Source organism: Pseudomonas sp. TWI929 (assembly GCF_039673335.1).
Classification (GTDB): domain Bacteria; phylum Pseudomonadota; class Gammaproteobacteria; order Pseudomonadales; family Pseudomonadaceae; genus Aquipseudomonas.
The window spans coordinates 151,990-178,950 of sequence record NZ_JBDJLK010000003.1 but is presented as its reverse complement, the minus strand read 5'-3'; the positions used below and the strand labels follow the sequence as shown (position 1 = coordinate 178,950).

The window sequence follows — 26,961 nt, the reverse complement described above, 5'->3', positions numbered from 1 at the left end:
CCCACAAGTGCTCCACAGGTCCCAGGGCCTATGGTGACAGTGTGGGAGCCCGGCTTGCCGGCGATAGGGCCCTGACAAGCAATGAAGATCAGTCGTCGGTAGCCTTGATCGACTTGGGCGACAGACGCAGGCTGCGCAAGCTGCGCTTCACGCTCTTCAGGTGGTTGACCAGGCTCGGCCCGCGCGCCATGGCCACGCCCATGGCCAGCACGTCGATCACCACCAGGTGGGCGATACGCGAGGTCAGCGGGGTGTAGATTTCGGTGTCCTCATGCACATCGATCGCCAGGTTGACCGTCGACAGCTCGGCCAGCGGCGTCTGGCTAGGGCACAGGGTAATCAGGTTGGCACCGCTCTCACGCACCAGGTTGGCGGTAATCAGCAGATCCTTGGAACGGCCCGACTGGGAAATGCACACCGCCACGTCGCCCGGCTTCAGGGTAACCGCCGACATCGCCTGCATGTGCGGGTCGGAATACGCCGCCGCACTGAGCAGCAGGCGGAAGAACTTGTGCTGGGCATCGGCCGCCACCGCGCCGGAGGCGCCAAAGCCATAGAACTCCACACGCTGCGCCTGGGCCATGGCGGTTACCGCCTGCTGCAACGCCTGCGGATCGAGGTGCTCGCGCACTTCCATCAGGGTGTGCAGGGTGGTGTCGAAGATCTTCAGACTGTAGTCGGCTACCGAGTCGTCTTCATGGATGGCGAACTGGCCGAAACTGGCCCCGGCGGCCAGGCTTTGCGCCAGCTTCAGCTTGAGGTCCTGGAAGCCCGAGCAACCGATAGCCCGGCAGAAGCGCACGATGGTTGGCTCGCTGATACCTACGCTGTGCGCCAGGTCGGCCATGGAGCTGTGCATGACGGCAGCCGGGTCCAGTAGCACGTGGTCGGCTACTTTGAGTTCCGATTTGCGCAGCAGGTGGCGCGATTGGGCGATATGTTGCAACAGATTCACAGGCTGGACTCGGTTATGATCGGCTGGCCGGGTTGTAGCTTTCTTGTAGTTATACTACATGGACGCCAACCCGCCCAGTTAAACGAACGTGGAGAGTGGTGGTTTGACTATTCCTTGCGACATTCTGGTCTTCGGCGGCACCGGCGATCTGGCCCTGCACAAATTGCTTCCGGCGCTCTACCACCTGTTTCGCGAGGCCCGTCTGAACCCTGCCGTGCGGATCATCGCCCTGGCGCGACGCCACTTGCCACGCAATGACTACCTCAAGCTCGCCGAGCGCCATTGCCGGGCACAGATAGCCCGTAGCGACTTCGACGAAGAGGTCTGGCAGCGGTTTTCCGCACGGGTCGACTACTTTGCCCTGGATGCCTCGCAAAGCGCCGATTTCGGGCGCCTGGCGCGCTACCTGGGCGAGCCAGGCGGGCTGACGCGCATCTTCTACCTGGCCACCGCCCCTAACCTGTTCGTGCCGATTGCCAACTACCTGCGTAACGCCGGTCTGGCTGACAACGAAGCGCGTATCGTGCTGGAAAAACCGATCGGCCACTCACTGGAATCGGCCACTGCCATCAACGAAGCAATTGGCGCAGTGTTCGCAGAAAGCCAGGTATTTCGCATCGACCACTACCTGGGCAAGGAAACCGTGCAGAACCTCATGGCCCTGCGCTTTGCCAACGCCCTGCTGGAACCTGTGTGGCGCAACAACCAGGTCGACCATGTGCAGATCAGCGTATGCGAAACACTGGGCGTAGAAAACCGCGGCGCCTACTACGACCGAGCCGGGGCAATCCGCGACATGCTGCAGAACCACCTGCTGCAGTTGCTGTGCCTGGTGGCCATGGAGCCACCCGCGCAGTTCGAGGCCGAAGCGGTACGCGACGAAAAGGTGAAGATCCTGCGTGCGCTCAAGCCGATCACCGGCCAGGACGTGCAGGACAAGACCGTGCGCGGCCAGTATGGCGCCGGGCGCATCGGCGGCCAGGAAGTGCCGGCTTACTACTTCGAAAAGGACGTCGACAACGACAGCGATACCGAAACCTTCGTTGCCATCGAAGCGCACATCGACAACTGGCGCTGGGCGGGCGTGCCCTTCTACCTGCGCACCGGCAAGCGTATGGCGCGGCGCTCGTCGCAGATCGTCATCCAGTTCAAGCCGGTGCCCCACGAGCTGTTCAACGGTGGCCAGGTCAACCAGTTGCTGATCCAGCTGCAACCGGACGAACGCATCAGCCTGCGCATGATGACCAAGAGCCCGGGCAAGGGCATGCGCCTGGAGCCGGTGGACCTGGACCTGAACCTGGCCCAGGTGTTCAGCCAGACCCGCCGCTGGGAGGCCTACGAGCGGCTGCTGCTGGATGTGCTGGAGGGCGATTCGACGCTGTTCATGCGCCGCGATGAAGTGGAAGCGGCCTGGGCCTGGGTCGACCCGATCCTCAAGGGCTGGGAAGAGCACTTTCAGGCACCTCGCGCCTATGCTGCCGGCAGCAATGGGCCTGAACAGGCCAATCAGTTGCTGGCCCATACAGGAAGGACATGGTTGCGGTGAGCGCTGCGCACGCGTTCTGAAAGCGAAAACCGCCCTGCCCGATGGGTGGCAGGGCAACGGGTGAACATTTATACAGTAGGCATTTGCCCCTGCCCCTGCCTCGCCCTAGAATGGCCCGATGCGCACAGACGACCTCTCCCTCCTGCTGAACTCCCTCAACGATGCCCAACGCCAGGCCGTAGCGGCCACGCTGGGGCGTCAACTGGTGCTTGCCGGCGCCGGTTCCGGTAAAACCCGCGTGCTGGTGCACCGCATCGCCTGGCTGATCCAGGTGGAGCAGGCATCGCCGCACTCGATCCTGTCGGTGACTTTCACCAACAAGGCTGCAGCTGAAATGCGCCAGCGGATCGAGCAGTTGCTGGGGATCAACCCGGCGGGCATGTGGGTTGGCACCTTCCACGGCCTGGCCCATCGCCTGCTGCGGGCACACTGGCAGGAAGCACGCCTGGTGCAGAACTTCCAGATCCTCGACAGCGACGACCAGCAGCGCCTGATCAAGCGGGTAATGCGCGAGCTAGGCCTGGATGAGCAGAAGTGGCCGGCACGCCAGGCCCAGTGGTTTATCAACGGGCAGAAGGACGAGGGCCTGCGCCCGCAGCATATCCAGGCCGGTGGCGATCTGTTCCTGGCGACTATGCGCGAGGTCTATACCGCCTACGAACAGGCCTGCGAGCGTGCCGGGGTCATCGACTTTTCCGAGCTGCTGCTGCGCGCCCTGGACCTGTGGCGCGACCACCCTGGCCTGCTGGAACACTACCAGCGGCGCTTCCAACATGTGCTGGTAGATGAGTTCCAGGACACCAACGCCGTTCAGTACGCCTGGCTGCGCCTGTTGGCGCGCGGCGGCGCCAGCCTGATGGCGGTGGGCGATGACGACCAGTCGATCTACGGCTGGCGCGGCGCCAAGATCGAAAACATCCACCAGTACACCGCCGACTTCCCCGACGCCGAAATGATCCGCCTGGAGCAGAACTACCGCTCCACCGGTGGCATCCTCAAGGCGGCCAACGCGCTGATCGCCAACAACAGCGGGCGCCTGGGCAAGGAGCTGTGGACCGACCTGGGCGAAGGCGAACCGCTGACCCTGTACGCGGCCTACAACGAGCACGACGAAGCGCGCTACGTGGTAGAAACCATCGAAAGCCTGGTCAAGCAGGGCAATGCGCGTAGCGAAATCGCCATCCTGTACCGCTCCAACGCCCAATCGCGGGTGCTGGAAGAAGCCCTGTTGCGCGAGCGCATTCCCTACCGCATCTATGGTGGCCAGCGCTTCTTCGAGCGTGCCGAAATCAAGAACGCCATGGCCTACCTGCGCTTGATCGAAGGCCGCGGCAACGATGCCGCTCTGGAGCGCGTGATCAACGTGCCACCGCGCGGCATTGGCGAGAAAACCGTCGAAGCCATCCGCGACCATGCCCGCCATAGCCAGCTTTCGATGTGGGATGCCATGTGCCAGCTGCTCGCCGCCAAGGCCCTCAAAGGCCGTGCCGCCAGTGCCCTGGGGGCCTTCATCGAGCTGATCGAGGGGTTGGCTGCCAAGGTCGTGGACATGCCGCTGCATACCATGACCCAGACCACTATCGAGCAGTCCGGGCTGATCATCTATCACCAGGAAGAAAAGGGTGAAAAGGGCCAGGCCCGGGTAGAAAACCTTGAGGAACTGGTCAGCGCGGCGCGCAACTTCGAGTCCACCGACGAAGACGCCGACCTCTCGCCGCTTTCCGCCTTCCTCGGCCATGCCTCGCTGGAAGCCGGCGATACCCAGGCTGACGAGCATGAAGACAGCATCCAGCTGATGACCTTGCACAGCGCCAAGGGCCTGGAATTCCCGTATGTGTTCCTGGTGGGCATGGAAGAAGGCCTGTTCCCGCACAAGATGAGCCTGGAAGAACCTGGCCGCCTGGAAGAGGAACGCCGCCTGGCTTATGTGGGTATCACCCGTGCCATGCGCCAGCTGGTGATGACCTATGCCGAGACCCGTCGCCTTTATGGCAGCGAGACCTACAACAAGGTGTCGCGCTTCGTACGTGAAATTCCGGCAGGCCTGATTCAGGAAGTGCGCCTGTCCAACAGTGTCAGCCGCCCGTTCGGCGGCGCCAAGACGGCCACCAACAGCAACCTGTTCGCCAATGCCAGCATTCCGCAGACCGCCTTCAACCTCGGCCAGCGGGTGCAGCATGCGGTGTTTGGCGAAGGTGTGATCCTCAACTTCGAGGGCTCCGGCGCCCAGGCCCGGGTGCAGGTGAACTTTGCCGAAGGCAGCAAGTGGCTGATGCTGGGGTATGCCAAGCTGGAAGCTCTCTAAAGCCCAGCGCCGCTCCTACAGGGATTGCGACAGCATTCAGAGGGACGGTCGTGCCGGCGTTGTAACATTCAGGCAAAAGCTCGAAACATTATGTCGCTGGTCATGTGCCCAGGAACCTGTGCACCATGACGCGCGTGCAATCCACAACAGGGGATATCCCACTTATGCAACGTTTTCTTAGCATCGCACTGGCGCTCTGCGTCGGCCTGACGCTGAGCCTGGACGCCAACGCCAAGCGTTTCGGCGGCGGCAAGAGCTCGGGCTCCGCGCCTATCCACCAGACCCGCCAGGCCACGCCAACCACGCCTGCCGCCGCGCCGACCGCTCCTGGTCGTGCCGCCCCGGCCGCCAGCGGTGCTTCGCGCTGGTTGGGCCCACTGGCCGGCCTGGCCGCCGGTGGCCTGCTGGCGTCCATGTTCATGGGCGACGGTTTCGAAGGCTTCCAGATCATGGACTTCCTGATCGTGGCGCTCATCGCCTTCCTGGTGTTCCGCTTCATTGCCGCGCGCCGTCGCCAGCAGCAGCCGCAAATGGCCATGCCTGGCCATGCGCCAATGCAGCGTGAAGCGCACAGCCAGCCTGCCCAGCCGTCGATCTTCGGTGGTTCGGCCGCACCTGCCGCTGCAGCCGCCCCGGTGATCAACGCCCCGGCCTGGTTCAACGAGCAAAGCTTCCTGGCTGCTGCCCGTAACCACTTCCAGTCGCTGCAGCAGCACTGGGATGCCAACGAAATGGACAAGATCGCCGAGTTCGTCACCCCGCAAATGCTCGAGTTCCTCAAGCGTGAGCGTGCTGAACTGGGTGATGGCTTCCAGTCCACCTACATCGACAACCTCGAAGTGCAGCTGGACGGTGTCGACGACCGCGCCGACCGCACCGACGCCACCCTTACCTTCCGTGGCGTGTCGAAGAACTCGCGCTTCGACCAGGGCGAAGTGTTCAGCGAAAGCTGGCACATGGTTCGCGCCCCGGGCGAGAACCAGCCTTGGCTGGTTGCCGGTATCCGTCAAAACGGCTAACCGCTGCGTGCTGCACAAAAAACCCCGGGCCTGCCCCGGGGTTTTTGCTTTTGCCACAGTGGCCTACTAGGGTATAACGCGCAGCGTTGTCATCTAGGTCAGAGGAAGTGAACCGTGGAAGAAGTGATCGAACAACTCCGTGAAGCCAATGAGCCAGTACCGGTGCCCCTGGAGCTGCCCGACGAGGACCAGCTGGTCGAGATCGAAGAACAGCTGTTCATCAACATTCCATTCGTGTTCAAAGAGTTTCTACTGAACGTTAGTGATGTGGTTTACGGCTCCCTTGAACCTGTCACTTGTACCGACCCACAGTCACACACGTACCTGCCAGAAGTTGCCGCCAACGCCTGGGATGCCGGCGTGCCGCGTGAGCTGATCCCGCTGTGCCAGGACGGTGACAACTACTACTGCGTCGAAGAAGACGGCACCGTGGTGCTGTGGGATGCCGAAGAAGAGCTTGTCGGTGAGGACAGCTGGGAATCGGTGTGGCATTGGGCGCGGGATGTTTGGCTGGAGAGCTGATCATTACCCTTTGCCAGGTTAGCGCGCTCCTACAAAGTCGCGCATAGGCTGAAACAGGAAAATTTATGGCTTAGTGCCACCAATGCAGTTAAAATCGCCAGGCTTTCTGCGCCTGGCGACATCGCTACCGCTCCATCCCCTCGGACGACGGTGAAATCTTGCGCAGGGAGCGTTACCCCCTTCAGTGCGTATTCTCGCGGCTGTTCTCCAGCGTCTCCAGCAAGGCAATTTGCATACGCGTATGCACGCGGATGAACCAGCGCCACAGCAAGGCCACCACCACCGCAGCCACCACGGCAATCACCAACAGCAACTCACTGGTCGGCAGGATGCTCGCCGACAACGCCGACAGCAGCAGGAAAATCACCAGCAGTGACAACAGTGGGATCACTTCGGCGACCACGCGGCGCACACGCTGGGTATGCCGCCCGGCCATTTCCGGCTTCACGCCCATCTCTGCCAGCAGCATCGACAGCGCCTTGAGCTTACGATAGGCGGCAATCAGGAATGGCAACGACAGCAACAACGCTGCCCCCCAGATCAGCGCTTTCTGCTGGCTGGCATCACTGACCCACTCATTGAGCCAGTTGCCGATGCGCCCAGCAAAGTAGCCGCCACTGAAGAAGATGGCGATCACCAGCGCCAGGTTCACCCCCACCTGTAGCAGGATGCGCCGGATCATCGCCGCCAGCATGGCACTCTCGCCCTGTGGCTGAATGCTGCGCAGCCATTCGCCGTACAAAGACAGCACTCGCGCCAAGCGCCCAGGCACCACATTGCCAAGCTTCTGCGACAGCGGGTCGGCCGCACGGATCAGGTACGGCGTCAGCAACGTGGTGATTGCCGATACCGCCACGGCCACCGGGTAGAGGAAGTCGCTGGTCACCTGCAGGGTCATGCCCAGCGCGGCGATGATGAAGGAGAATTCACCAATCTGCGACAGCCCCATGCCCACTCGCAGTGACGTGCGCCCATCGTTGCCAGCGATGAACGCCCCCATGCCGCAAGAAAGCATCTTACCCAGCACCACCGCCAAGGTGATGACCACGATCGGCCAGGCGTAGTCGATCAGCACCTGAGGGTCGATCATCAGGCCTATGGCGACAAAGAAGATGGCGCTGAACAGGTCGCGTACCGGTTCGATCAGGCGCTCGATTTTCAGCAACTGGCGCGATTCGGCCATGATCGCGCCAATCAGGAAAGCGCCAAGCACCATGCTGTATTCAAGCTTCACCACCAGCAGGCAGAAGCCGAAGCACAGGCCCAGCACTGTGATCAGCAACATCTCGTTGCTTTCGAACTTGGCCACGTAGGCCAGCAGCCGCGGCACCAGCAAAATGCCGATGACCAGCGCAACGATCATGAACAGCGACAGTTTTCCGACCGTGGAGAACACTTCGCCCGAGCTGACCGTGCCGCTGACGGCGATGCCCGATAACAGGGCGATGATGCCGATGCCGAGGATATCCTCGACGATCAGCACGCCGAAAATCAGCTGGGCGAAGCGCTCGTTCTTCATCTTCAAGTCATTGAGCGCCTTGACGATGATGGTGGTCGAGGAAATGGCCAGGATGGCACCGAGGAACAACGAATCCATGGTATTCCAGCCGAACCAGCGGCCGATCTCGAAGCCGATCCAGATCATCAGCACGATTTCCAGGAACGCCGCGATGAACGCCGTGGCGCCAACCTTGAACAGCTTGCGCAGGCTGAACTCGAGCCCCAGGCAGAACATCAGGAAAATCACCCCCAGTTCGGCGAGGGTCTTGATGGTGTCTTCATCATGGATCAGGCCGAACGGCGGGGTGTGCGGGCCGATGATGAAGCCGGCGACGATGTAGCCCAACACCACGGGCTGCTTGAGACGGTGAAAGAGAATGGTGACCACGCCAGCGACCAGCATGATGACTGCCAGGTCCTGGATGAAGCTGATGGCATGCATGGCGTGATACTCCTTTTCTCGTCTTTTTTATGGATGCCTGGGCAGACCGCTCCTCTGCCGGGGCAAACCTGAGCGAGCAGCAAGTACATACTGTATTGAATGCAGGAAGGCCCATGTTGCATGGGCGTACTCAGGTTAACATCGCGCTCCGCTGCAAAAAGCCGGTGCAATATGCAGAAACAGATCGGCCAGAAAAGCGCCGCTGATGGCATGATCAGCGTGACGATGGCGCGTTAGCCAACGTCCCGTATCAGCAAGGCAAATTCAAAAGAGGGGAACAGAAGTGTCAGCAGATAACGCCCTCCATTCGCCCGAATCAGCGCAACCTCACCGTGAGCACACTATGGAACCTGGAAACGCCCAGCTGAGCATGACCGTCCTGATGACCCCGGACATGGCCAACTTTTCTGGCAACGTACATGGCGGCACCCTGCTCAAGTACCTCGACGAAGTGGCCTATGCGTGCGCCAGCCGCTATGCCGGCAGCTATGTGGTCACCCTGTCGGTTGACCAGGTGATCTTCCGCGAGCCGGTGCATGTGGGTGAACTGGTGACCTTCCTGGCGTCGGTCAACTACACCGGCAACACCTCGATGGAGGTCGGCATCAAGGTGGTGACCGAGAACATCCGCGAGCGCTCGGTGCGCCATTCCAACAGCTGCTTCTTCACCATGGTCGCGGTCGATGACAACCGCCGCCCGGTACCAGTACCGCCGCGCCAGCCGCACAGCAGTGAAGAAAAGCGCCGCTTCCTGCAAGGCCAGCAGCGCCGGCAGATCCGCCAGGAGCTGGAAAAGCGCTACCAGGACCTGAAAACCGACGCCATTTAAAGCGCCAGCTGCTGGGCTTCAAAGCGCACCCTTGGGTGGGCGATGCGATCCTGGGCCCGCACCAGCTGTAACTCATAGCTGGCGCAGGCCTGGGTTTCCAGCAGCACTTCGTGCACCGCTGCGGCGGTGAATTCGAACGCCTGCAACCAGCTGTCGCCAAGTAACACGCGGGCCAGGAACAGGCCGGAGGTCAGGTCGCCTACCCCCACCGGCTGGCGTGGGAACGCCAGCAGCGGCCGGCGTAGGTGCCAGCTGTGCTCGGCGGTCACCAGCAGCATCTCGAACTGGTCCTCGGCACGCCCAGGGTAGGCCAGGTGCTTGACCACTACCACCTGCGGCCCACGCTGCAGCAGGCTGCGCGCCATGTTCACGCAATCCTCCAGCGACTGCGCACGGCGCCCACAGAAGCTGTCCAGCTCCAGCTGGTTGGGGCAGAGGATGTCAGCCTTGGCAGCCGCTTCGTCGAGCAGGAACTCACTGACTTCCGGTGGCACGATGCAGCCCTTCTCCGGGTGCCCCATGACCGGGTCGCACAAGTACAAAGCCTTAGGGTTCACCGCCTTGATCCGTTCGACGCCTGCCAGAATCGCCCGCCCTTGCTCGGCACTGCCCAGGTAGCCGGAAAGCACTGCGTCGCAGTGGCCAAGCTCGCCAATGTTGGAAATGCCTTCCACCAACGCAGGAATTTGCGCCGGGGCAAGCACTTCGCCGGCCCACTGGCCATACTGTGTGTGATTGGAGAACTGCACGGTATTGAGCGGCCAGACATTGACCCCGATACGCTGCATGGGAAACACTGCGGCGCTGTTGCCGGCGTGGCCAAACACTACATGGGACTGGATGGCGAGCAGGTGCGGGGTACGTTTCATGCGGGAGGTTTCCAAAGCTGTTTCAGGGATTGTGCGCAGCGCAGTATGAACTCGATTGCCACCTGTACGACAGGCCAGGGACGCAGTTAAGCTGGATCTACCTGTTTGGAGCATATGCAAATGTTGACCCTGGAGAACCTCTTCGTCCTGATGCTGCTCGCCACGGCAGGCGCCTGGTTGTGGCACAACCACGGGTTGCGCGAAAAAGCCCTGGAGCGGGTCAAACAGCATTGCGCCAAGCTCGACCTCGAGTTGCTCGACGACGCCGTCGCGCTCAAGCGCATCGCCTTTGTCCGTGACGCAAATGGCCGCAAGCGCCTGGCGCGAGTCTACGCCTTTGAGTTCACCGTCACCGGCGAGCAGCGCCACCCCGGTACCGTGACCCAGTTCGGCGCGCACAGCGTGCAGATCGAGCTGGCGCCCTACCCGTTCGAAATCAAGACCCCACCGCGCGCCGACAACGTCATCGAGATGCAGCAGTGGCGCCAGGAACACAACCGCTGGCGCAACTGATCAACTGACGCGGCATTCGCTCAACCCGGCTTGCAGTTCGGGTTGCGATTGCGGCTGCTCGAAAATCAGCTCGATGCGGGTATCCCTGCGCCAGTCGCTGGGCTGCCAGGCGGGCATGTCCCCATTCAGGCCATTGAATGATTGCCAGCCCTCCACGCTGTGGATAACTCCTTTGGCCCGCCGCCACGGCCAGGCGCGCAAGAACGCCAGCAGCCGCTGTGGATAAAACTGCTGGCCGGGATGCCAGCGCCAGCCAATGCTCCAACCACCCTCCCCCTGCTGGGCAAGACAGACCGGCTGGCCGGGGTCTGTCCATAGCATTGCTGGGGCATGCTGCAGATTGTCGACAATCTTGTTTTCCACAAAAGGGCTGTCGACAATCTTCATGGATGCGGCTGGAAGGCCTGAAAAAGGCAGCTTTCCTTGGCTGATCCAGGTAATAGTCTTTTCAGGAAATTTATTAGTTATCAACAACTTAAATGATTCATCCACAGCCTCTGACTTGTTGAAAACAACGTTATCAGACGCGTCGAACGCTTGCTTTTGAGCGCCCGGAAGTTGCTCGTTCCGGGCCATTGACTGTGCATCTAAAACCATCAGCAACGGCTGTATTGTCAGCACTCCAGCCCACGGCGCTAGCTGCAACTGAGCGAGCAGTTGCAACGGATGACCCAGCCCGGAGGGCTCGATGAACAGGCGATCAGGACGAGCCTTGCGCAGCAGCCGGCCCAAACCGACCTGGAACGGCATGCCGTTGACGCAGCACAGGCAGCCGCCTGCGACCTCGCCGATGGCAATCCCGTCCTCATCGCGGCTAAGCAAGGCGGCATCCAGGCCCACAAGGCCGAATTCATTGATCAACACGGCCCAGCGCTCATTGGCCGGGCGCTGGGCCAGCAAGTGACGGATCAGGGTGGTCTTGCCGGCCCCCAGCGGGCCGGCAATCACATGGGTGGGAATGTTCTGCAGCATGGGGTGGCTTCAAGCGGTGGTGATGCCTCACTATGCGCCGTCAGGCCAACCAGTCAAGGCTGAGCAGCAGGCGCCCCTGCTGCACCGGGGGCGAGCGGTGCACCAGGCCTGCGCCTTCGTTGCCCTGCCACTTCTCGCCCTTCAGCACGGCCACTTCGCCGGCTTGCAGTCGCTGAATGTTATCCACAGCTGGTTTATCTGTGAGTAACTTAGCACGCTGGCTCTCGTGCTCTGGCAACCACTCACTGCCGGGGCCCACGTAGGTGGTTAGCAGGCGCAAGGGCACGTTATCCACATGGAAGCGTGGGCACATAGGGCCTGCCAATACCCGCAGCCGCAACCCAACCCGCCGTGCGCCTACCAGGCAGGCATAAGCAGCCACCAGCCAAGCCACATCAGCAACGAAGGCCTCGTAACCCTGCAGGTCTGCCGCTTCGCGCAACAGCTCGGTCAATACCGGCATCTGCTGCTCGTCCACATCGATCACACGCTGGTCAGCCAAGGGCTGGCCAAGGCTGACTAGCAACTCGGCAAAGTCCTCCAGCTGTGCCGGCAAGCGCCGGCGCCACACTGCCAGGTTCACGCCATCCTGCAGCACTTCGGTCAGCACCTGCGGTGTCTCGCCGAACACCTGGAAGATATCCACAGGCTGGTGCGCTAGTTTCATGCCGCCTCCTCCTCGTACCATGGGCCGAACGGATCAGGCAGGCGCAACCAGCCCATGTGTCCCAGGTCCATTTCCTGATCCGTCAACAGGCAGGCATCAAGTGCTGTGGATAATTTTTCAAAGTCGATATTCTGCCCTATGAACACCAGCTCCTGCCGGCAGTCACCGCTCTCGGCAACCCAATGTTTAAGGATTTCGGCGGTGTTATCCACACCCTCTGGCCACTGCTCGCGTGGCACGAAACGCCACCAACGGCCAGCCAAGCCATGGCGCATCATGCCGCCCGCCTGGGACCAGCTACCGGCCTCCTGATACTTGCTGGCCAACCAGAAGAAGCCCTTCGAACGCAGCAGTCGGCCGTTAACCCAAGGGGTGTGGATAAAGTCGAAAAAGCGCTGTGGATGAAGTGGGCGCCTGGCCTGCCAGGTCGTAGCCGCGATGCCGTACTCTTCGGTCTCTGGCACATGCTCGCCGCGCAACTCCCGCAGCCAGCCTGGCGCTTGAGCGGCCTGGTCAAAGTCGAACAGGCCAGTATCGAGGATGCATGCCAGCGGTACTTGGCCCATGACCATGGGCATGATCTGCGCCCGGGCGTTGAGGCTGCGCAAAATGGCGGTGAGTTCATCACGCTCGTGCTGGCTGATCAGGTCGATCTTGCTCAGCAACAGCACATCAGCAAACTCGACCTGTTCAATCAGCAAGTCACTGATCGACCGCTCGTCCTCTTCACCCAAGACCTCACCGCGGCTGGCCAGGCTGTCTGCAGCCTGGTAATCACGCAGGAAATTCAGGCCATCAACCACGGTAACCATGGTGTCCAGGCGCGCCATGTCCGACAGGCTGCGGCCTTGATCGTCACGGAAGGTGAAGGTCTCGGCCACCGGCAGTGGCTCCGAGATCCCCGTGGACTCGATAAGCAGGTAATCGAAGCGCCCTTGTTCAGCCAGCCGCGCTACCTCCTGAAGCAAGTCTTCACGCAGCGTGCAACAGATGCAGCCATTGCTCATCTCGACCAGTTTCTCTTCGGCGCGGTTGAGGCTGACGTTGCGCTGCACTTCGCTGGCGTCGATGTTGATTTCACTCATGTCGTTGACGATCACCGCAACCCGCAGGTTGTCGCGGTTACGCAGCACATGGTTGAGCAAGGTGCTCTTGCCGGCGCCAAGAAAGCCGGACAGCACAGTGACAGGGAGACGGTTGGACATGGCGGAACCTCTTCAGGCGGACGCATTCGAAACGATGCATTGCACAATGTTATAAAGTAACAATACAATTTCGCCAAGTCGTTCTCGACGGACGAGTACACCGGGGATCAAACATGAACCTGCCACGCGCCATGGTGTTGCTGTTGTGCGCCATGCCCACCTCGCTATTGGCCTTGCCGCAAGGCAGCCCATTGGCGCTGTGCACGCGCAGCGCGACGCTGCTTGCCTGCAAGGATGGCAAGGGTAGTTATTACAGCGTGCGTACCGAAGGCAGCACGTTGTACCTGCGCGGTTACGATATCGGCAGCCGACGCCTTTGGGCACAAACCAACAGCCGCTATGGCGCGCTGATTTTTTTCACCGGCCTGGCCAGCGATGGTGAGGCCTGGGTGGGTTACAGCCGTCGCGTTGGCTGGACTTCCTTGAACCGCGTATCCAGTTCCAGTGGGCAGCGCTTCAACCTGCATTGCAGCTTGATCGGTGGTTGCCGCTGATGCCACTTTTTGATTGGAAAGCCAAATGACCCAGCTCAAGCTCCCCGACGTCGCCGCACAAACCCAGAAGTACGCCTTGCCGTTGAACTGGGTAGGCATGTGCGGCATTGCCCTGCCTGTGCAATTCGAAGGGCGCACCGTAGCTGCCAAAGCTGATGCAGGTGTAAGCCTGGTAGACGGCAGCTCTCGCGGCATTCATATGTCGCGGCTTTACCTTGCCCTGGATACTTTGGAGCACCAGCCCCTTTCACCACTAGCAATCCGCCAGCTTCTGGCTGATTTCCTGAGCAGCCATGAGGGCCTTTCTTCCGCAGCCTATTTGCGCCTTAGCTTCGAGCACCTGCTGAAAAGGCACGCCTTGATCAGCCCATTGGCCGGCTGGAAAAGCTATGCCGTAACAGTCGATGCAAGGATCGAAAATGAAATGTTCCACGTGGAACTATCCGTTTCCGTACCTTACTCGTCCACCTGCCCATGCTCGGCTGCACTCGCACGGCAGCTGATTCAGCAGCAGTTCCAAGCGCATTTCAGCGGGGAGCAAGTCGACAAAGCTGCTGTGCTGCAATGGCTGGGTAGCACCGAAGGCATTGTAGCTACCCCTCACAGCCAACGAAGTAACGCGCAAATTCAGGTAAGGCTACGCAGCAATCAGCACGAATTACCAATTACCGAATTGATAGATTGCATTGAGGCCAGCCTGGGGACGGCAGTGCAAACTGCGGTGAAACGCGCAGACGAACAAGCCTTCGCCTTGGCCAACGGCCAGAACCTGATGTTCTGTGAGGACGCCGCCCGTCGCCTGCACAAGGCGTTACGGCAAATAGAATGGAGTACCGCCTTCAAGCTACGCGTGGAACATGCAGAAAGCCTGCATGCCCACGACGCTGTCGCCACCAGCCAGTGGCAATGGGATGTCAGCTACGCGGTTTGACCGTACCACAGTCATTACCCAGCCAAACCGCACGTGTGTTCATGCTGCCTTGCTGCTGCACACCCGAGGCGTTGAATGTGCCGTTGACCTGAGTGGTGAACTCCCGATCGCTGAGGAAGGTAGCCTGGCCACTGCCCTGGGCCTTCGGGCAACTGAACTGGAACTTCCAGACGTTGCCAGTCCGGTCGGTGATCCTCTGAGTACAACCTGACTTCGGGTCCTGCAGCGGGATGTCGTTAGTTGCCACCTGCTCTGGCGTCAGGCACGAACGCACGCCCTTACCGCCTACAGTTACCCCTTGTTTGGCCAACACCCCTTCCATCATCGCGCGCTGCTCCGGCGGCAGGTTTTTCAATTGGCCGAGCATGAACTCCATATCGGGTAACGGCTTGCCATCGACCTGCATGTTGCTGGTAGTCAGCTCCCATAAACCTGGCTGCAGCATCTGAGCATGCACCAGCGGGCTGCTCATACCTAGGGCCAACGCCAACAGTGGCAGACGAATCTTCATGGACGAACGCTCCTGGAAAAAGCCGGCCAAGCGGGCCGGGCTGAGCCTTAGACGCCAAATCCACCTGCGGGTTGCAAGGTGGCACTGGAACGTGTTCAGTTACCTCAAGTGTACTCGGCAAGCAGGATGCATATGGATTACCACAGCCCCTACTTCTTCGGTTACCTACTCGGCCTGGTTCACCTGCTGGGTATGGTTGCCGCGCTTCACGCACTGTTCACCGTGCGCACTGCCCAAGGTGCAATAGCCTGGGCCATGCCCTTGTTCTTCATCCCCTACTTCACCTTGGTCCCCTACCTGATCTTCGGCGCCCGCTCGTTCTATGCCTACATCAAGGCCAGGCGCCAGGCCAACCAGGAAATGCATGTGGCCATGGCCAACCTCAACTGGCGGCCTTGGGTGGAAGAAGCCCTCACCGCCCGCGAGTCGGAAAGCTACGCCGCCTTGCGCGCCATGCCCAAGTTGGGGCGCATGCCCTGCCTGGCGAACAACCAGGTGAAGCTGCTGATCAATGGCCAGGCGACATTCGATGCCATCTTCGCTGCCATCGAGAAAGCCCGCGAAGTGGTGCTGGTGCAGTTCTTCATCATCCATGACGACACCCTCGGCAAGGCGCTGCAACAACTGCTATTGCGCAAGGCCGCCGAGGGGGTGCAGGTGTTCGTGCTCTACGACCGGATTGGCAGCCATGCCCTGCCGGCCAGCTACAGCCAAGTGCTGCGTGACGGAGGTGTGCAGATCCATGCCTTCGCCACCCGCCGCGGCTGGTTCAACCGCTTCCAGGTGAACTTCCGCAACCATCGCAAGATCGTGGTAGTGGATGGCCTGCTCGGTTTCATCGGCGGGCACAACGTGGGGGACGAGTACCTCGGTGAACACCCGCAGCTTTCCCCTTGGCGTGATACGCATGTACAGATCATCGGGCCGGTACTGGCCTGCTTGCAGGAATCGTTCGCCGAAGACTGGTACTGGGCCACGCGCCAGCTACCGCCGCTGATCCTGCCAGATACCTACCCGGATAATGGCGTGCTGTGCCAGGCCTTGGCCAGCGGCCCGGCCGACCCGCAGGAAACCTGCTCGCTGTTTTTCCTCGAAGCGATTCATTCGGCCACCCGCCGGGTATGGATCACCAGCCCCTACTTCATCCCTGACGAGGCAGTGTTCGCCGCGTTGCGCCTGGCGGTATTGCGTGGCGTCGATGTGCGTGTGCTAATCCCTTCACGCCCCGACCATCGCATCGTCTACGCCGCCTCCAGCCTGTTCGCCTTCGAAGCGGTGCGGGCAGGTGTACGCATGTTCCGTTACCAGCCTGGCTTCCTACATCAGAAGGTAGTACTGGTGGATGAAGATGTCAGCGCGATCGGCAGTGCCAACCTGGACAACCGCTCGTTCCGCCTGAACTTCGAGATCACCCTGCTGACTGTCGACCGCGGTTTCGCCGACCAGGTCGAGTACATGCTGATCAATGACTTCGAACAGGCGCGGGAAATTACTGCCGAGGACAGCCGTGATACCCATCGGCTGCAGCAGTTGGGGATGCGGATTGCGCGGCTGATTTCGCCGATTCTGTAGCAACCCATTTTCACTCAGGCCCATGTGGGAGCGGGTTCACCCGCGAATGCATCGGTGAATCCACCATCGTATTCGCGGGTAAACCCGCTCTCACAGGTATGGGTTAGACCGCAGGTCTCAGCGGTAGAGGTCTTCCCGCGTCCAGGGCAAGTCATGGTGCCCATCGCCGTAAGGCTTCACCGCCAAAATCTGGTGCAGGTTGATCCAGCCCTTCTGGAAGGCATAGGCACACCCCGCCAGGTACAGGCGCCAGATGCGCAAAGTCTTCTCGGGTACCAAGGCCGCCGCCTTGTGCAGCTGGTTCTCCAGGTTCTCGCTCCAGTGGTGCAAGGTCTTGGCGTAATGCAGGCGCAGGCTTTCCACGTCCACCACCTCCAGCCCCGCTTCACAGATACTGGCGCTGATCATCGACAGGTGCGGCAGTTCACCATGAGGGAATACGTAGCGGTCGATAAACTCGCCAGCGCCACGCCCGACCGGGCGACCATCGACGTGCTTGGCGGTGATACCGTGGTTCATCACCAGCCCCCCTTCTCTCACGGCACCGAACAGCTTCTGGCAGTACAACGCCAGGTTGGCATGCCCGACATGCTCGAACATGCCAACACTGACCACTTTGTCGAAGCGACCATCCTGAGGTAAGTCGCGGTAGTCGAGAATCTGCAGGTCGACCTTGTCGGCCAGGCCTTCGGCTTTGACACGCTGGCGGCCTAGCTTGAGCTGCTCCTTGCTCAAGGTGATGCCGAATACCTTGGCGCCATATTCGCGCGCGGCAAAACGCGCCAGCCCACCCCAGCCACAGCCAACGTCAAGCAGGTAGTCACCGGCGTCCAGGCGCAGCTTGCGACACAGGTGATCGAATTTATCCTGCTGCGCCTGATCGAGCGTGTTATCCGGCTCGCGGAAGTAGGCACACGAATAGGCCATGTCCTGGTCCAGCCACAGCTGGTAGAACTCGTTGGAGACGTCATAGTGATAGGAGATGGCTTTGGCGTCAGTGCTCTTGTCATGGGACAAGCGCTGCGGCGGCGTTTCATCTTCCCCCGCCAACAGCGCTTCGCTCAGCTCATCGCACACACGGATGGCTTCGCCGATATCGCCCTCCAGCTCCAGCTTGCCTTCTACGAATGCAGTGCCCAGCTGGCCCATGCTCGGGTGGGTCAACTGGCTGATCAACTGTGGCTCTTTGACCAGGATGGTGACCTGCGGGCTAGGCCCCAGATCGAAATGGTTACCGTCCCACAGTTTCAGCCGCAGCGGCAGATGCAAGCTCTGCAATGCCGGTGGAAGTTGCGCAAGCATGAACGACCCTCCTATCCGTATTTGGCCACGACGCCTGATATTTCGAACGTCGCCGGATCAGAGTAGTTCATTCGTAGGGGGTTTCCTCTAAACAAGACCATGGTCTAGAACCAACTGATCTTATCTACGCAGCAGATTGTATACAATTTTTGCGTCTCAGCTTACCCTTGTGCCCCTCTCGCGCTTCTACATCCTGGAGTTGAACCCATGAAATCCTATGACGTGGTGATCATCGGCGGTGGCCCTGGCGGCTACAACGCAGCCATTCGCGCCGGCCAGCTGGGCCTGAGCGTTGCCTGCGTTGAAGGCCGCTCGACCTTGGGCGGCACCTGCCTCAACGTGGGCTGCATGCCTTCCAAGGCACTGCTGCATGCATCCGAACTGTACGAGGCCGCCAGCGGTGACGAGTTCGCCCACCTCGGCATCGAAGTGAAGCCCACCCTCAACCTCGCCCAGATGATGAAACAGAAGGACGAGAGCGTGACTGGCCTGACCAAGGGCATCGAGTTCCTGTTCCGCAAGAACAAGGTCGACTGGATCAAAGGCTGGGGCCGCCTGGATGGCGTCGGCAAAGTCGTGGTCAAGGCTGAAGACGGCAGCGAAACCACGCTGCAAGCCAAGGACATCGTCATTGCCACCGGCTCCGAGCCCACCCCTCTGCCAGGCGTTACCATCGACAACCAACGCATCATCGACTCGACCGGCGCACTGGCCCTGCCACAGGTGCCAAAGCACCTGGTCGTGATCGGTGCTGGCGTGATAGGCCTTGAGCTGGGCTCGGTCTGGCGTCGCCTGGGCAGCCAGGTCACGGTCATCGAGTACCTCGACCGCATCTGCCCAGGCACCGACACGGAAACCGCCAAGACCCTGCAAAAGGCACTCGCCAAGCAAGGCATGGTGTTCAAGCTGGGCAGCAAAGTGACCCAGGCCACTGCAAGTGCCGATGGCGTGAGCTTGACGCTGGAGCCTGCCGCCGGCGGCACCGCAGAAACGCTGCAAGCCGATTACGTGCTGGTGGCTATCGGCCGCCGCCCTTATACCAAAGGGCTGAACCTTGAAAGCGTGGGCCTGCAAACCGACCAGCGCGGCATGCTTGGCAACGAGCACCATCGCACCTCAGTGCCGGGGGTCTGGGTGATTGGTGACGTCACTTCCGGCCCGATGCTGGCGCACAAGGCCGAAGATGAAGCAGTGGCCTGTATCGAACGCATCGCCGGCAAGCCGCACGAGGTCAACTACAACCTCATCCCTGGCGTGATCTACACCCGCCCGGAGCTGGCCACCGTAGGCAAGACCGAAGAACAGCTCAAGGCCGAAGGGCGTGCTTACAAGGTCGGCAAGTTCCCCTTCACTGCCAACAGCCGCGCCAAGATCAACCATGAGACCGAAGGCTTCGCCAAAGTCATCGCCGATGCCAATACCGACGAAGTGCTGGGTGTGCACCTGGTGGGCCCAAGCGTCAGCGAGATGATCGGCGAATTCTGCGTGGCCATGGAGTTCTCGGCCTCAGCGGAAGATATCGCCCTCACCTGCCACCCTCACCCAACCCGCTCCGAGGCATTGCGCCAAGCAGCGATGAATGTGGACGGCATGGCCATGCAGATCTGAGTGGGCGCCGTTCGCAGCAGCAGGCCATTGCGGTGGGCTACCTGACGCTGCGGACGGCCATTTCAAGTTTGCGACCCTACCCTTTCAGGCAAATCTGGATGCCAGGAACGGCGAGATATCCAGCGGCAGGGTTTCGTTGTGAATCACCTTGTCCAGCATCACTCCAGTTATTGCCGAAGTCAGTATCCCGGTACGGAAATGCCCACAGGCATTGAAGTACCCCTCCACACCACTCACTGGGCCAAGTATCGGCAGTTCATCGGGCGAACCTGGGCGCAAGCCTGCCCAGGTGCGCTTGAGGTTCACCTTGGCAAGTTCGGGCAAACAGCGCACCGCCCCCTGCACCAGTGTGCTGATCTCCGGGAATGTGTTGCTGACATCGAAGCCTTTGTCCTCCGTAGTGCTACCAATCAGGATCTCGCCATTGTCCTTCTGCGCCAGGTAGCAATCACTGGTGGTCAGGCAACCGTTGAGCAACTTGGGCATGCGCTCGGTCAGTACGATCTGCCCCTTCACCGGCTTCACCGGTATTGCCTTGCCGGTCGCCCATTTGCTCAGGTCAGCAGCCCAGGCGCCAGCAGCATTTATCAGGCTCTGGCAGTGAATGTCCCCTGCGGTGTCGGTGTGCACGCCTTTGACCCGGTCGCCAATATGCATCACACCCGTAACATTGGTATTCAAGTAGAGATCAACACCGTTTTGCCGCGCCGCCTCCAGGTACGCATCGCCCAGCCGGAACGGACTTACCTGATGATCGCAAAGAAACTCCAGCGCCCCCTTGGCCTGGGTTGTTACCGCCGGCTCCGTTTCACGCAGCTCCCGCTGCCCAAGCCAACGCACCTGGTCGGCCAGATGCGGGATGTGCGAAACGATATGTTTGGCATAAAGCTGGTCTTCTTCATCCTGGATGATGTACTTCAAGCCGGTACGTTCGAACTTGAAATCCATACCGTGGCGTTCGATCAGTTCCTGGTGCAGTTGTGGATAAAGCGCATTGGATTGCAAGGCGAAGTCGAAGAAACACTGCGGCAAGATATGCGGCGTTGTGGCATCGACTGCTACCGAGGCGCCCTGGGCTTCGCGCTTGGCACGTGAAGACATCATGCGGAAAAAGATCACTCCACAGCCCAGCCCCACCGATTCGCCGATGGCCCATAGACCACCTGCGGAAGCTCGGGTAGCGTTGCCCGGGCGCTTGGCATCGATCAAGGCGATCCGCAAGTTGCCACGCCTGGACAATTGATAAGCGCAGGAAGCGCCGATCACACCACCACCGGCAATGACGATGTCGTATGTCTTGGTCATGCTCAGGCCTCCTTGTGCAGGTTCTCGAACGCTGAGAACGGGATCGGGTCGATAGGGAAGCGTGGCCGTAACCACCCCACATCCTGTTGGCCAGTCGCGTTCCTCAGGCGATCACTGCAATAGCCGATGCACATGCGCCCCTGGCAGTCGCCCATGCTCACCCGGGTGCGCATCTTCAGGCTGGCCATATCAGGCACGCCTTGCTCCAGGGCCAGGTCGATGGCACTGCGCGTAACGTGTTCACAACGGCAAATGACGGTGTCTGCCTCAGGCAGCTCAAGTTGCAATGGCCCACGGGCGGTGTAACGTTCCACACCTGCTCGGAAGCGTCGAATAGTGGCTAACTTGCTTTGGTAGCGCTCACGCTTTTGCAGCGCTTGTTTGATAGTGAGCACCCCCATCTGCTGCAAGATGGATAACGCTGCAATCCGCCCGGTCAGCAGCCCAGCCTCCCCTCCACAGATGCCAGCCATGTCACCGGCCAGATGAACATGAGGGGCATTGCTCTGCTGCCAGGCATTGCAATCGGCACGCAGGTAGCCATCTTCACTGTAGGAGTGGGTCAGCCCCAGTTGTTGACTGAGTTGTGTCCGCGGGATGAATCCGTAACCCACTGCAAGTGTTTCCGCGGTTTCGCTGCGCGCTCGGCTCAGGTCGGCTTTCCAGTGCTGGTCGTAAGGGGCCACCAGCACCTCGCCCAACTCCGCACCACCTTCGGCTTTCACCACACCCCAGCCATAGTGCATGGTTATGCCATGCAGCTTCATGTAGGCCAGCAGGCTCAAACCTTGAAGGAACAGTTGCGGCTTGTTCATCAAGGCCAGGCATTCCTTGGCCATCCGATTGAATGCACAGGCCTCGTAAACGCCAGCCACCTCTGCGCCGGCAGCATGCAACTGGCACGCTACCAGTGGCAGCAAGGGGCCAGTGCCGGCAATCAAAGTCTTGCCCAGTGGTTTTACAACACCACTCTTGATCTGCAGTTGCAGGCCACCGAGAAGCATCACGCCCGGTAGCGTCCAACCAGGGAAAGGCACACTGCGCTCATGACAGCCAGCTGCCAGCACCAGATGCCTGTAATCAACTTCGTGCAATTTTTCATCGGCATCGAGCGCCAGCAATCGGCGGTCATCACCTCCGACAATGCGGCTGTTAAGTCGGGTCTCGACCCATTGCGCGCATTTGCCGAAATCCTCATGTAACTGCCTGAGCGCTTTGCTGTAGCGGCTGCCCAGATAATCCAGTTCCACACCGCCGCGTAGCGGCCCCCTGTAAACAACCCCTCCAGTACGGGACGCTTCATCGAACAACAGGCTGGAAACACGATGTTCAGCCAGCTCAATGGCAGCGGCCATTCCCGCAGGGCCTCCTCCGACAATGATCGGGCGCTGGCTCATGAACGGCGCTCCTGGCTGACTTGGTTGACCTGGGTCTCGACGCGCATGCCGTCCCGTACCAGCGTCTGGCAGGCACGGCGTTTAGGCATGCCATCGATGGCAACCAGGCAACAATGGCAAACCCCCATGCCGCAGTACGAACCGCTGAGCTGACCGTGATCATTGCGGGCAAGCTGGCGCACCCCCACGGCGCTCAAAACGCTCAAGACGGTTTCACCAGCGGCCGCTGCAACAGCCATGTCATTCAGATAAAGGGTAAGTTGCCCTTCCTCGATGGGTTGGATGTCGTATTTTCGTTCATGTATCTGCATCACTCGTACCGCTCAATTTCGGGATCAGAGCGGTCAAGTTAATGCAGCCATCGATATTGAAATATGATCTGGATCGTACGGTTTGCTGAGCAATTTCCTAAATGATTGAAAGAAAAAAGCCCTCCGTGTGGAGGGCTTTGGGATTTAGAGAATAAAAACTGTCGCACCCCTCTAGCACGGTGCTTCCAGCTTGCATCAACGGGTCACGGAATTTCGCCGGCTACAGCTGTATGCCGAACTCTGCCACGCCAGCGCTGATTCGCTGAGCTGTCTTGCGCATCACCTCTAACAACTTGGTGCGATCAGTGACTTCAAAGCGGCTGGTGGTGGTGACCAACGCGAGCGCTGCGCAATTCTCTTTGCTGGAAAACCTCACTGGGACAGACAAGGAGGCGATGCCTTCTTCCAGCTCGCCGTGAGACTCGTAGAACCCATCGCGTCGAATAGCTAGCATGGCCTGCTGGAAGTCTTCCCAGTTCTGGCTGATCCCCGCAGAGGAAATTTCATCGGCGTGCCGGTCGTACAGGGACCGAAGCTTCTTCGGTTGATAGTGAGCAATGATGACCTTCGGTGCCCCGCCCAAGAACAATGGGCGTGGTCGACCCCGTCCATAGTTCAGCTGCACATCGCGCTCCGGCCGCTCATGGTGCAGGTCGAGGAAGAAATCCCCGTCCATTCGAGACAGCACGCAGCGGCATTCCGTCTTTTCGACGAGCTCGCGCATCAGTGGAATGCTCAGGCCCAGCAGTGGATCGGTTGTCCGGATGATGTAGTCCAGCAGCGCAATACGAGGCCCCAAGGCGTAGTAACCGCCATTGAGCCGCTGCAGCAGACCTGCCTGCATCAGCTCTTTCAGGTACCGGTACCCCGTTGGGGTGGAGCAGCCCAGCGCCTCGACGATCGCGTCAGCCTCCCACACGGGGCGTTCGCTGGTAAAAACGTCGAGTACCGACAGCATGCGGTTCAGGCTGGACATTTGGGCACCTTGTGAGAAATGAACCCATTGTACTGCCTGCAGAGCAACGAAGAATCAACTGGCATTCATCAGCTCGTGCATGCGTTTTTCCCATTCGGTACGCGAGCAGAACCCAGGCAGGCTCCTGGCGTGCTTCTCAACTACAGCGAGGAGCTCGTCGTCCGGCAGTTCTAGGTCCACTGGAACCTTCATCGGCTGGCTGACGTACCAGGGAGTATCAAAGAACAACTCCAAGCGATTCCCCTCAGGGTCCCGAACGTAGAACGAGACAGCGTTGCCATGGGTGATCGCATCGATATCCCGTGCGCCTCGATCAACGAGGAGGTGGTACACCTGGCGCAAAGTGGCCAACGAATCGGCAGCAAGGGAAATCTGGTTGATTGGGTTGAACTCCAGCTTTTCCGGACGGCCGCTGGCCAACACAATCTGGTGGTGGGTGCGCGGGTCCCGGCTCAGGAACACAAGCTCCACCGGGCCTACTGGCCCCTGCAAACTTCCTCGGTCCGTCACGGTGAAACCCAGAACACCGGTGTAGAACGACTCCATGGCATCCAGATCATGGACATAAATGCCCATGTGGTTGAAAGAAAGGCCTGTTTGGCTGTGCATTTTTATCACCATTCGATAATTGTTGACATGACTGTATTTCAGGATCAGTCTCCATGCAACAAATTATCGCAATGTGATAAAAACAAGGAGTCACCAAAGTGAAATTTCTCAGCTTCATGTCCGACAACCGCCCAAGCTACGGGTACCTCACTCAAGACGGCATCGTGGATCTGGGCCGCCGCCTGGCCGGACGCGCCGATGACCTGCGCGCGCTGCTGGCCCAACCCGATCCGGTCGCTGTGGCCCTCGAAGCAGGTGGTGCTCCCGACTACCGTCTGGAAGATGTAGCTCTCCTGCCGGTCATCCCGAACCCAGAGCAGATCTTCTGCGTGGGCCTAAACTACGCAGACCACGTTGCAGAGACCAACCGGGAAAGCACTGCACAGCCTATGATTTTCCTGCGCGTACCAGCCTCTCAGGTTGGCCACGGCGAGCCGCTGCTCCGCCCGCGCGAGTCCGATCGTTTCGACTACGAAGGTGAGATCGCCGTGATCATCGGTAAGCCTGGTCGCCGAATCAGTGAGGAGGATTCGTGGGATCACATCGCTGGCTACTCCTGCTACAACGACGGCTCGGTCCGTGACTGGCAACTGCATACCCCACAGTGGGGCCCAGGCAAAAACTTCTACCGCACCGGCGGCTTCGGGCCGTGGATGGTCACCTCCGATGAGATCGGGCCTGATGAAGAAATGACCCTGGTGACGCGAGTCAACGGCGTTGAACTGCAGCGCGCCTCTACCCGCCAACTGATCCACAGCATTCCCAAGCTGATTGCTTACCTCTCCACCATCACTCCGCTGGTCCCAGGTGATGTGATCGTCACCGGCACTCCAGGTGGCATCGGTCTCAAGCGCACTCCGCCGCTGTTCCTCAAGCCAGGTGACACGGTTGAAATCGAAGTCGACCGCATCGGCACTCTGGTCAATGGTGTCGCCAACGACTGAGCCCTGGTAAGACCAAGGCCCGCCGATGGCGGGCCTCGCAGTGATGAGAAAATCATGAACAATAAAAATCCTCTGAGCGAACAGACCCCTACTGTGTATGACGTTGCAATCGTAGGCTGCGGCCCAACCGGCGCGGTGCTGGCCAACCTGTTGGCAGAGTGCGGCCACAGCGTATTAGTGCTTGAGCGCGAGGCCGGACCTTTGCAATTGCCGCGGGCGATTCGCTTCGACGCCGAGTGCATGCGAGTTTTCCAATCCATCGGCATGCTGCGCCGCCTAAATGAACAGGTGAGCCCTGCTCCAGGCATGAAGTTTGTGAATGGTGCCGGCGAGCTATTAATCGAATGGCAACGCCCAGTCGACCTTGGTAGCCACGGATGGAGCTCCTGCTACCGTGTTCATCAGCCTGACCTTGAGCAAGCACTGCGCGAACGCCTACAAGAGCGACCAGGCGTGCAGGTGCTGACCCGTCATGATGTTTTCGCCATCAGCGAGCATGCCGACCATGTGGACCTGCGCTACGAGAACATGCGCAACGGTGAGCTGCTGACTAGTCGGGCAAAATACGTGATCGGCTGTGACGGAGCCCGCTCGCTGGTTCGCCGCCTGATGGGTAGTACGCTTGAAGACCTGCAGCTGCATGAACGCTGGCTGGTCATCGACTTCATGCTCAAGCGCCCAATGCCTGAACTTGGCGAGTATTCCATCCAGTACTGTGACCCTGAGCGTCCAAGTACTTACATCTGCGGCGCAGGTGATCGCCGTCGCTGGGAAGTGATGGTCATGCCTGGCGACGATTCCGCGCAGATCAGTTCCCCGGAATGGATTTGGGAGCGCCTGTCTCGATGGATCGGGCCAGAAGACGCCGAGATCGAGCGCTCTGCGGTCTACATGTTCCATTCCGTCGTCGCGCAGCAGTGGCGACGCGGTCGTCTGCTGATAGCTGGTGACGCCGCGCACCAGACCCCTCCCTTTATGGGCCAGGGTATGGCTGCAGGTATCCGCGACGCCGCCAACCTCGCATGGAAACTGAATGCGCTACTGACTGGCCAAGCAAGCGATGAGCTCTTGGACACCTATCAGTCCGAACGCGTGCCGCATGTCCGTGAGTTCATCGAAGGTGCTGTACGCTTCGGCGATATCATCCAAGCCACCGACAGTGAGGCAGTGGCCGCGCGTGATGCGAGCCTGAGTTGCGCCATCGAAAACTTCCGTACTCCTGAGCCTGCCTTGGGCCCAGGTGCCCATGATGGCTCTCCGCAAGCGGCTGCGGGACAGGTAACACCTCAATTCCGTCTGTCTGACGGGAGCTTGATAGATGACTCGACCGGATACCGCTTCTTGCTGCTTTGCCGGCCTGAGTTGATGTCGGTCGCCCTTGGCTTGGTCGATAAGTCAGTAACGTGTCGGGCCGCAGATAATCCTGTCATGTTGGCTTGGCTTGAGAGTATGGGTACCAGCGCTGCGCTCATTCGCCCAGACCGCTATCTGTATGGTGTGGCGAAAGACTCGGCGGATCTGGAGCCGTTGCTGTCGCGTGCATTTCCCATGAGCCTGCGAGCAAGCAACGCCATTCGCTCGAACTGCGCCTAAGGCGCCGGCGGGAGGTTCTCCCGCCAAACTACCGATTACTACAAGAACAATATGCATGCTTTGA

25 protein-coding genes are annotated in these 26,961 nt (G+C 60.1%); 12 read left to right on the top strand and 13 right to left on the bottom strand.

Annotated elements, in window-relative coordinates; genetic code table 11:
• Positions 1-88: 88 nt before the first annotated feature.
• Positions 89-955 carry a transcriptional regulator HexR gene (hexR, locus tag ABE456_RS03120; RefSeq protein ID WP_011536461.1) on the bottom strand — a complete coding sequence of 289 codons (867 nt, stop codon included), beginning with the start codon at positions 953-955 and terminating at the stop codon, positions 89-91.
• Between the two features lie 103 nt (positions 956-1,058).
• Between hexR and zwf the strand changes: the two genes are divergently transcribed.
• The 4 genes from zwf (at position 1,059) to ABE456_RS03100 (ending at position 6,347) form a co-directional block, all read left to right on the top strand.
• Positions 1,059-2,501, top strand: a complete 1,443-nt coding sequence (gene zwf, locus ABE456_RS03115) for a glucose-6-phosphate dehydrogenase (RefSeq protein ID WP_346642649.1) — start codon at positions 1,059-1,061, stop codon at positions 2,499-2,501.
• 118 nt (positions 2,502-2,619) lie between these two features.
• Positions 2,620-4,806 (top strand): DNA helicase II, encoded by a 2,187-nt coding sequence (gene uvrD / locus ABE456_RS03110; protein WP_346642648.1) that lies wholly within the window; start codon positions 2,620-2,622, stop codon positions 4,804-4,806.
• A 164-nt stretch (positions 4,807-4,970) separates the two neighbouring features.
• Positions 4,971-5,825, top strand: coding sequence for a TIM44-like domain-containing protein (locus ABE456_RS03105; protein ID WP_346642647.1), 855 nt, complete (start codon positions 4,971-4,973; stop codon positions 5,823-5,825).
• Positions 5,826-5,939: 114 nt separating this feature from the next.
• The gene (locus ABE456_RS03100) at positions 5,940-6,347 is read left to right on the top strand and encodes an SMI1/KNR4 family protein (RefSeq protein WP_346642646.1); all 408 of its coding nucleotides are present in this window, start codon (positions 5,940-5,942) and stop codon (positions 6,345-6,347) included.
• A gap of 181 nt (positions 6,348-6,528) precedes the next feature.
• Here ABE456_RS03100 and ABE456_RS03095 read toward each other — a convergent pair whose 3' ends face one another.
• Positions 6,529-8,289 carry a cation:proton antiporter gene (locus ABE456_RS03095; RefSeq protein ID WP_346642645.1) on the bottom strand — a complete coding sequence of 587 codons (1,761 nt, stop codon included), beginning with the start codon at positions 8,287-8,289 and terminating at the stop codon, positions 6,529-6,531.
• A 343-nt stretch (positions 8,290-8,632) separates the two neighbouring features.
• On the opposite strand from ABE456_RS03095, the gene ABE456_RS03090 reads away from it, so the two are divergent.
• On the top strand, positions 8,633-9,118 hold the full coding sequence (locus ABE456_RS03090; RefSeq protein WP_003253263.1) for an acyl-CoA thioesterase: 486 nt from the start codon (positions 8,633-8,635) through the stop codon (positions 9,116-9,118).
• Here ABE456_RS03090 and pdxY read toward each other — a convergent pair.
• Entirely contained in the window at positions 9,115-9,987 is an 873-nt protein-coding gene (gene pdxY / locus ABE456_RS03085) for a pyridoxal kinase PdxY (RefSeq protein ID WP_346642644.1), read from the bottom strand. The two genes, ABE456_RS03090 and pdxY, sit on opposite strands and share 4 nt — an antisense overlap.
• Positions 9,988-10,107: 120 nt before the next feature.
• Between pdxY and ABE456_RS03080 the strand changes: the two genes are divergently transcribed.
• The gene (locus ABE456_RS03080; protein WP_346642643.1) at positions 10,108-10,500 is read left to right on the top strand and encodes a DUF3301 domain-containing protein; all 393 of its coding nucleotides are present in this window, start codon (positions 10,108-10,110) and stop codon (positions 10,498-10,500) included.
• Here ABE456_RS03080 and ABE456_RS03075 read toward each other — a convergent pair whose 3' ends face one another.
• Genes ABE456_RS03075 through zigA form a run of 3 tightly spaced genes read right to left on the bottom strand, consistent with a single transcriptional unit; the run spans position 10,501 to position 13,344 of the window.
• Positions 10,501-11,472 carry a CobW family GTP-binding protein gene (locus ABE456_RS03075; protein ID WP_346642642.1) on the bottom strand — a complete coding sequence of 324 codons (972 nt, stop codon included), beginning with the start codon at positions 11,470-11,472 and terminating at the stop codon, positions 10,501-10,503.
• A 40-nt stretch (positions 11,473-11,512) separates the two neighbouring features.
• Positions 11,513-12,139, bottom strand: a complete 627-nt coding sequence (locus tag ABE456_RS03070; RefSeq protein ID WP_346642641.1) for a DUF1826 domain-containing protein — start codon at positions 12,137-12,139, stop codon at positions 11,513-11,515.
• Positions 12,136-13,344 carry a zinc metallochaperone GTPase ZigA gene (gene zigA, locus ABE456_RS03065; protein WP_346642640.1) on the bottom strand — a complete coding sequence of 403 codons (1,209 nt, stop codon included), beginning with the start codon at positions 13,342-13,344 and terminating at the stop codon, positions 12,136-12,138. The genes ABE456_RS03070 and zigA overlap by 4 nt, the downstream gene beginning before the upstream one ends.
• Before the next feature lie 113 nt (positions 13,345-13,457).
• Between zigA and ABE456_RS03060 the strand changes: the two genes are divergently transcribed.
• The gene (locus ABE456_RS03060; RefSeq protein WP_346642639.1) at positions 13,458-13,838 is read left to right on the top strand and encodes a glutamine synthetase; all 381 of its coding nucleotides are present in this window, start codon (positions 13,458-13,460) and stop codon (positions 13,836-13,838) included.
• 25 nt (positions 13,839-13,863) lie between these two features.
• On the top strand, positions 13,864-14,769 hold the full coding sequence (gene folE2, locus ABE456_RS03055; RefSeq protein WP_346642638.1) for a GTP cyclohydrolase FolE2: 906 nt from the start codon (positions 13,864-13,866) through the stop codon (positions 14,767-14,769).
• Here folE2 and ABE456_RS03050 read toward each other — a convergent pair.
• Complete coding sequence (locus ABE456_RS03050) at positions 14,753-15,280, bottom strand: DUF3617 domain-containing protein (RefSeq protein ID WP_346642637.1); 528 nt, start codon at positions 15,278-15,280, stop codon at positions 14,753-14,755. The two genes, folE2 and ABE456_RS03050, sit on opposite strands and share 17 nt — an antisense overlap.
• Positions 15,281-15,412: 132 nt before the next feature.
• On the opposite strand from ABE456_RS03050, the gene cls reads away from it, so the two are divergent.
• Positions 15,413-16,852 (top strand): cardiolipin synthase, encoded by a 1,440-nt coding sequence (gene cls / locus ABE456_RS03045; protein ID WP_346642636.1) that lies wholly within the window; start codon positions 15,413-15,415, stop codon positions 16,850-16,852.
• Positions 16,853-16,969: 117 nt separating this feature from the next.
• Here cls and cfaB read toward each other — a convergent pair whose 3' ends face one another.
• The gene (gene cfaB / locus ABE456_RS03040) at positions 16,970-18,154 is read right to left on the bottom strand and encodes a C17 cyclopropane fatty acid synthase CfaB (protein ID WP_346642635.1); all 1,185 of its coding nucleotides are present in this window, start codon (positions 18,152-18,154) and stop codon (positions 16,970-16,972) included.
• Positions 18,155-18,361: 207 nt separating this feature from the next.
• Between cfaB and lpdA the strand changes: the two genes are divergently transcribed.
• The gene (gene lpdA, locus ABE456_RS03035) at positions 18,362-19,762 is read left to right on the top strand and encodes a dihydrolipoyl dehydrogenase (protein ID WP_346642634.1); all 1,401 of its coding nucleotides are present in this window, start codon (positions 18,362-18,364) and stop codon (positions 19,760-19,762) included.
• Positions 19,763-19,846: 84 nt separating this feature from the next.
• On the opposite strand, the gene hcnC is transcribed toward lpdA, so the two are convergent.
• The 5 genes from hcnC to ABE456_RS03010 form a co-directional block, all read right to left on the bottom strand.
• On the bottom strand, positions 19,847-21,067 hold the full coding sequence (hcnC, locus tag ABE456_RS03030; protein ID WP_346642633.1) for a cyanide-forming glycine dehydrogenase subunit HcnC: 1,221 nt from the start codon (positions 21,065-21,067) through the stop codon (positions 19,847-19,849).
• A gap of 2 nt (positions 21,068-21,069) precedes the next feature.
• Entirely contained in the window at positions 21,070-22,464 is a 1,395-nt protein-coding gene (gene hcnB / locus ABE456_RS03025) for a cyanide-forming glycine dehydrogenase subunit HcnB (RefSeq protein ID WP_346642632.1), read from the bottom strand.
• Positions 22,461-22,775, bottom strand: coding sequence for a (2Fe-2S)-binding protein (locus tag ABE456_RS03020; protein ID WP_346642631.1), 315 nt, complete (start codon positions 22,773-22,775; stop codon positions 22,461-22,463). Before ABE456_RS03020 ends, hcnB begins: the two co-directional genes overlap by 4 nt.
• A gap of 220 nt (positions 22,776-22,995) precedes the next feature.
• Positions 22,996-23,751: an IclR family transcriptional regulator gene (locus ABE456_RS03015; RefSeq protein WP_346642630.1), complete on the bottom strand. Its 756-nt coding sequence runs from the start codon at positions 23,749-23,751 to the stop codon at positions 22,996-22,998.
• 54 nt (positions 23,752-23,805) lie between these two features.
• Positions 23,806-24,360 carry a VOC family protein gene (locus tag ABE456_RS03010; protein ID WP_346642629.1) on the bottom strand — a complete coding sequence of 185 codons (555 nt, stop codon included), beginning with the start codon at positions 24,358-24,360 and terminating at the stop codon, positions 23,806-23,808.
• A 98-nt stretch (positions 24,361-24,458) separates the two neighbouring features.
• Here ABE456_RS03010 and ABE456_RS03005 point away from each other — a divergent pair, with 98 nt between their 5' ends.
• Positions 24,459-25,304 (top strand): fumarylacetoacetate hydrolase family protein, encoded by an 846-nt coding sequence (locus ABE456_RS03005; RefSeq protein ID WP_346642628.1) that lies wholly within the window; start codon positions 24,459-24,461, stop codon positions 25,302-25,304.
• A gap of 54 nt (positions 25,305-25,358) precedes the next feature.
• Positions 25,359-26,897: a bifunctional 3-(3-hydroxy-phenyl)propionate/3-hydroxycinnamic acid hydroxylase gene (locus tag ABE456_RS03000; protein WP_346642627.1), complete on the top strand. Its 1,539-nt coding sequence runs from the start codon at positions 25,359-25,361 to the stop codon at positions 26,895-26,897.
• The last annotated feature ends 64 nt before the right edge of the window (positions 26,898-26,961 follow it).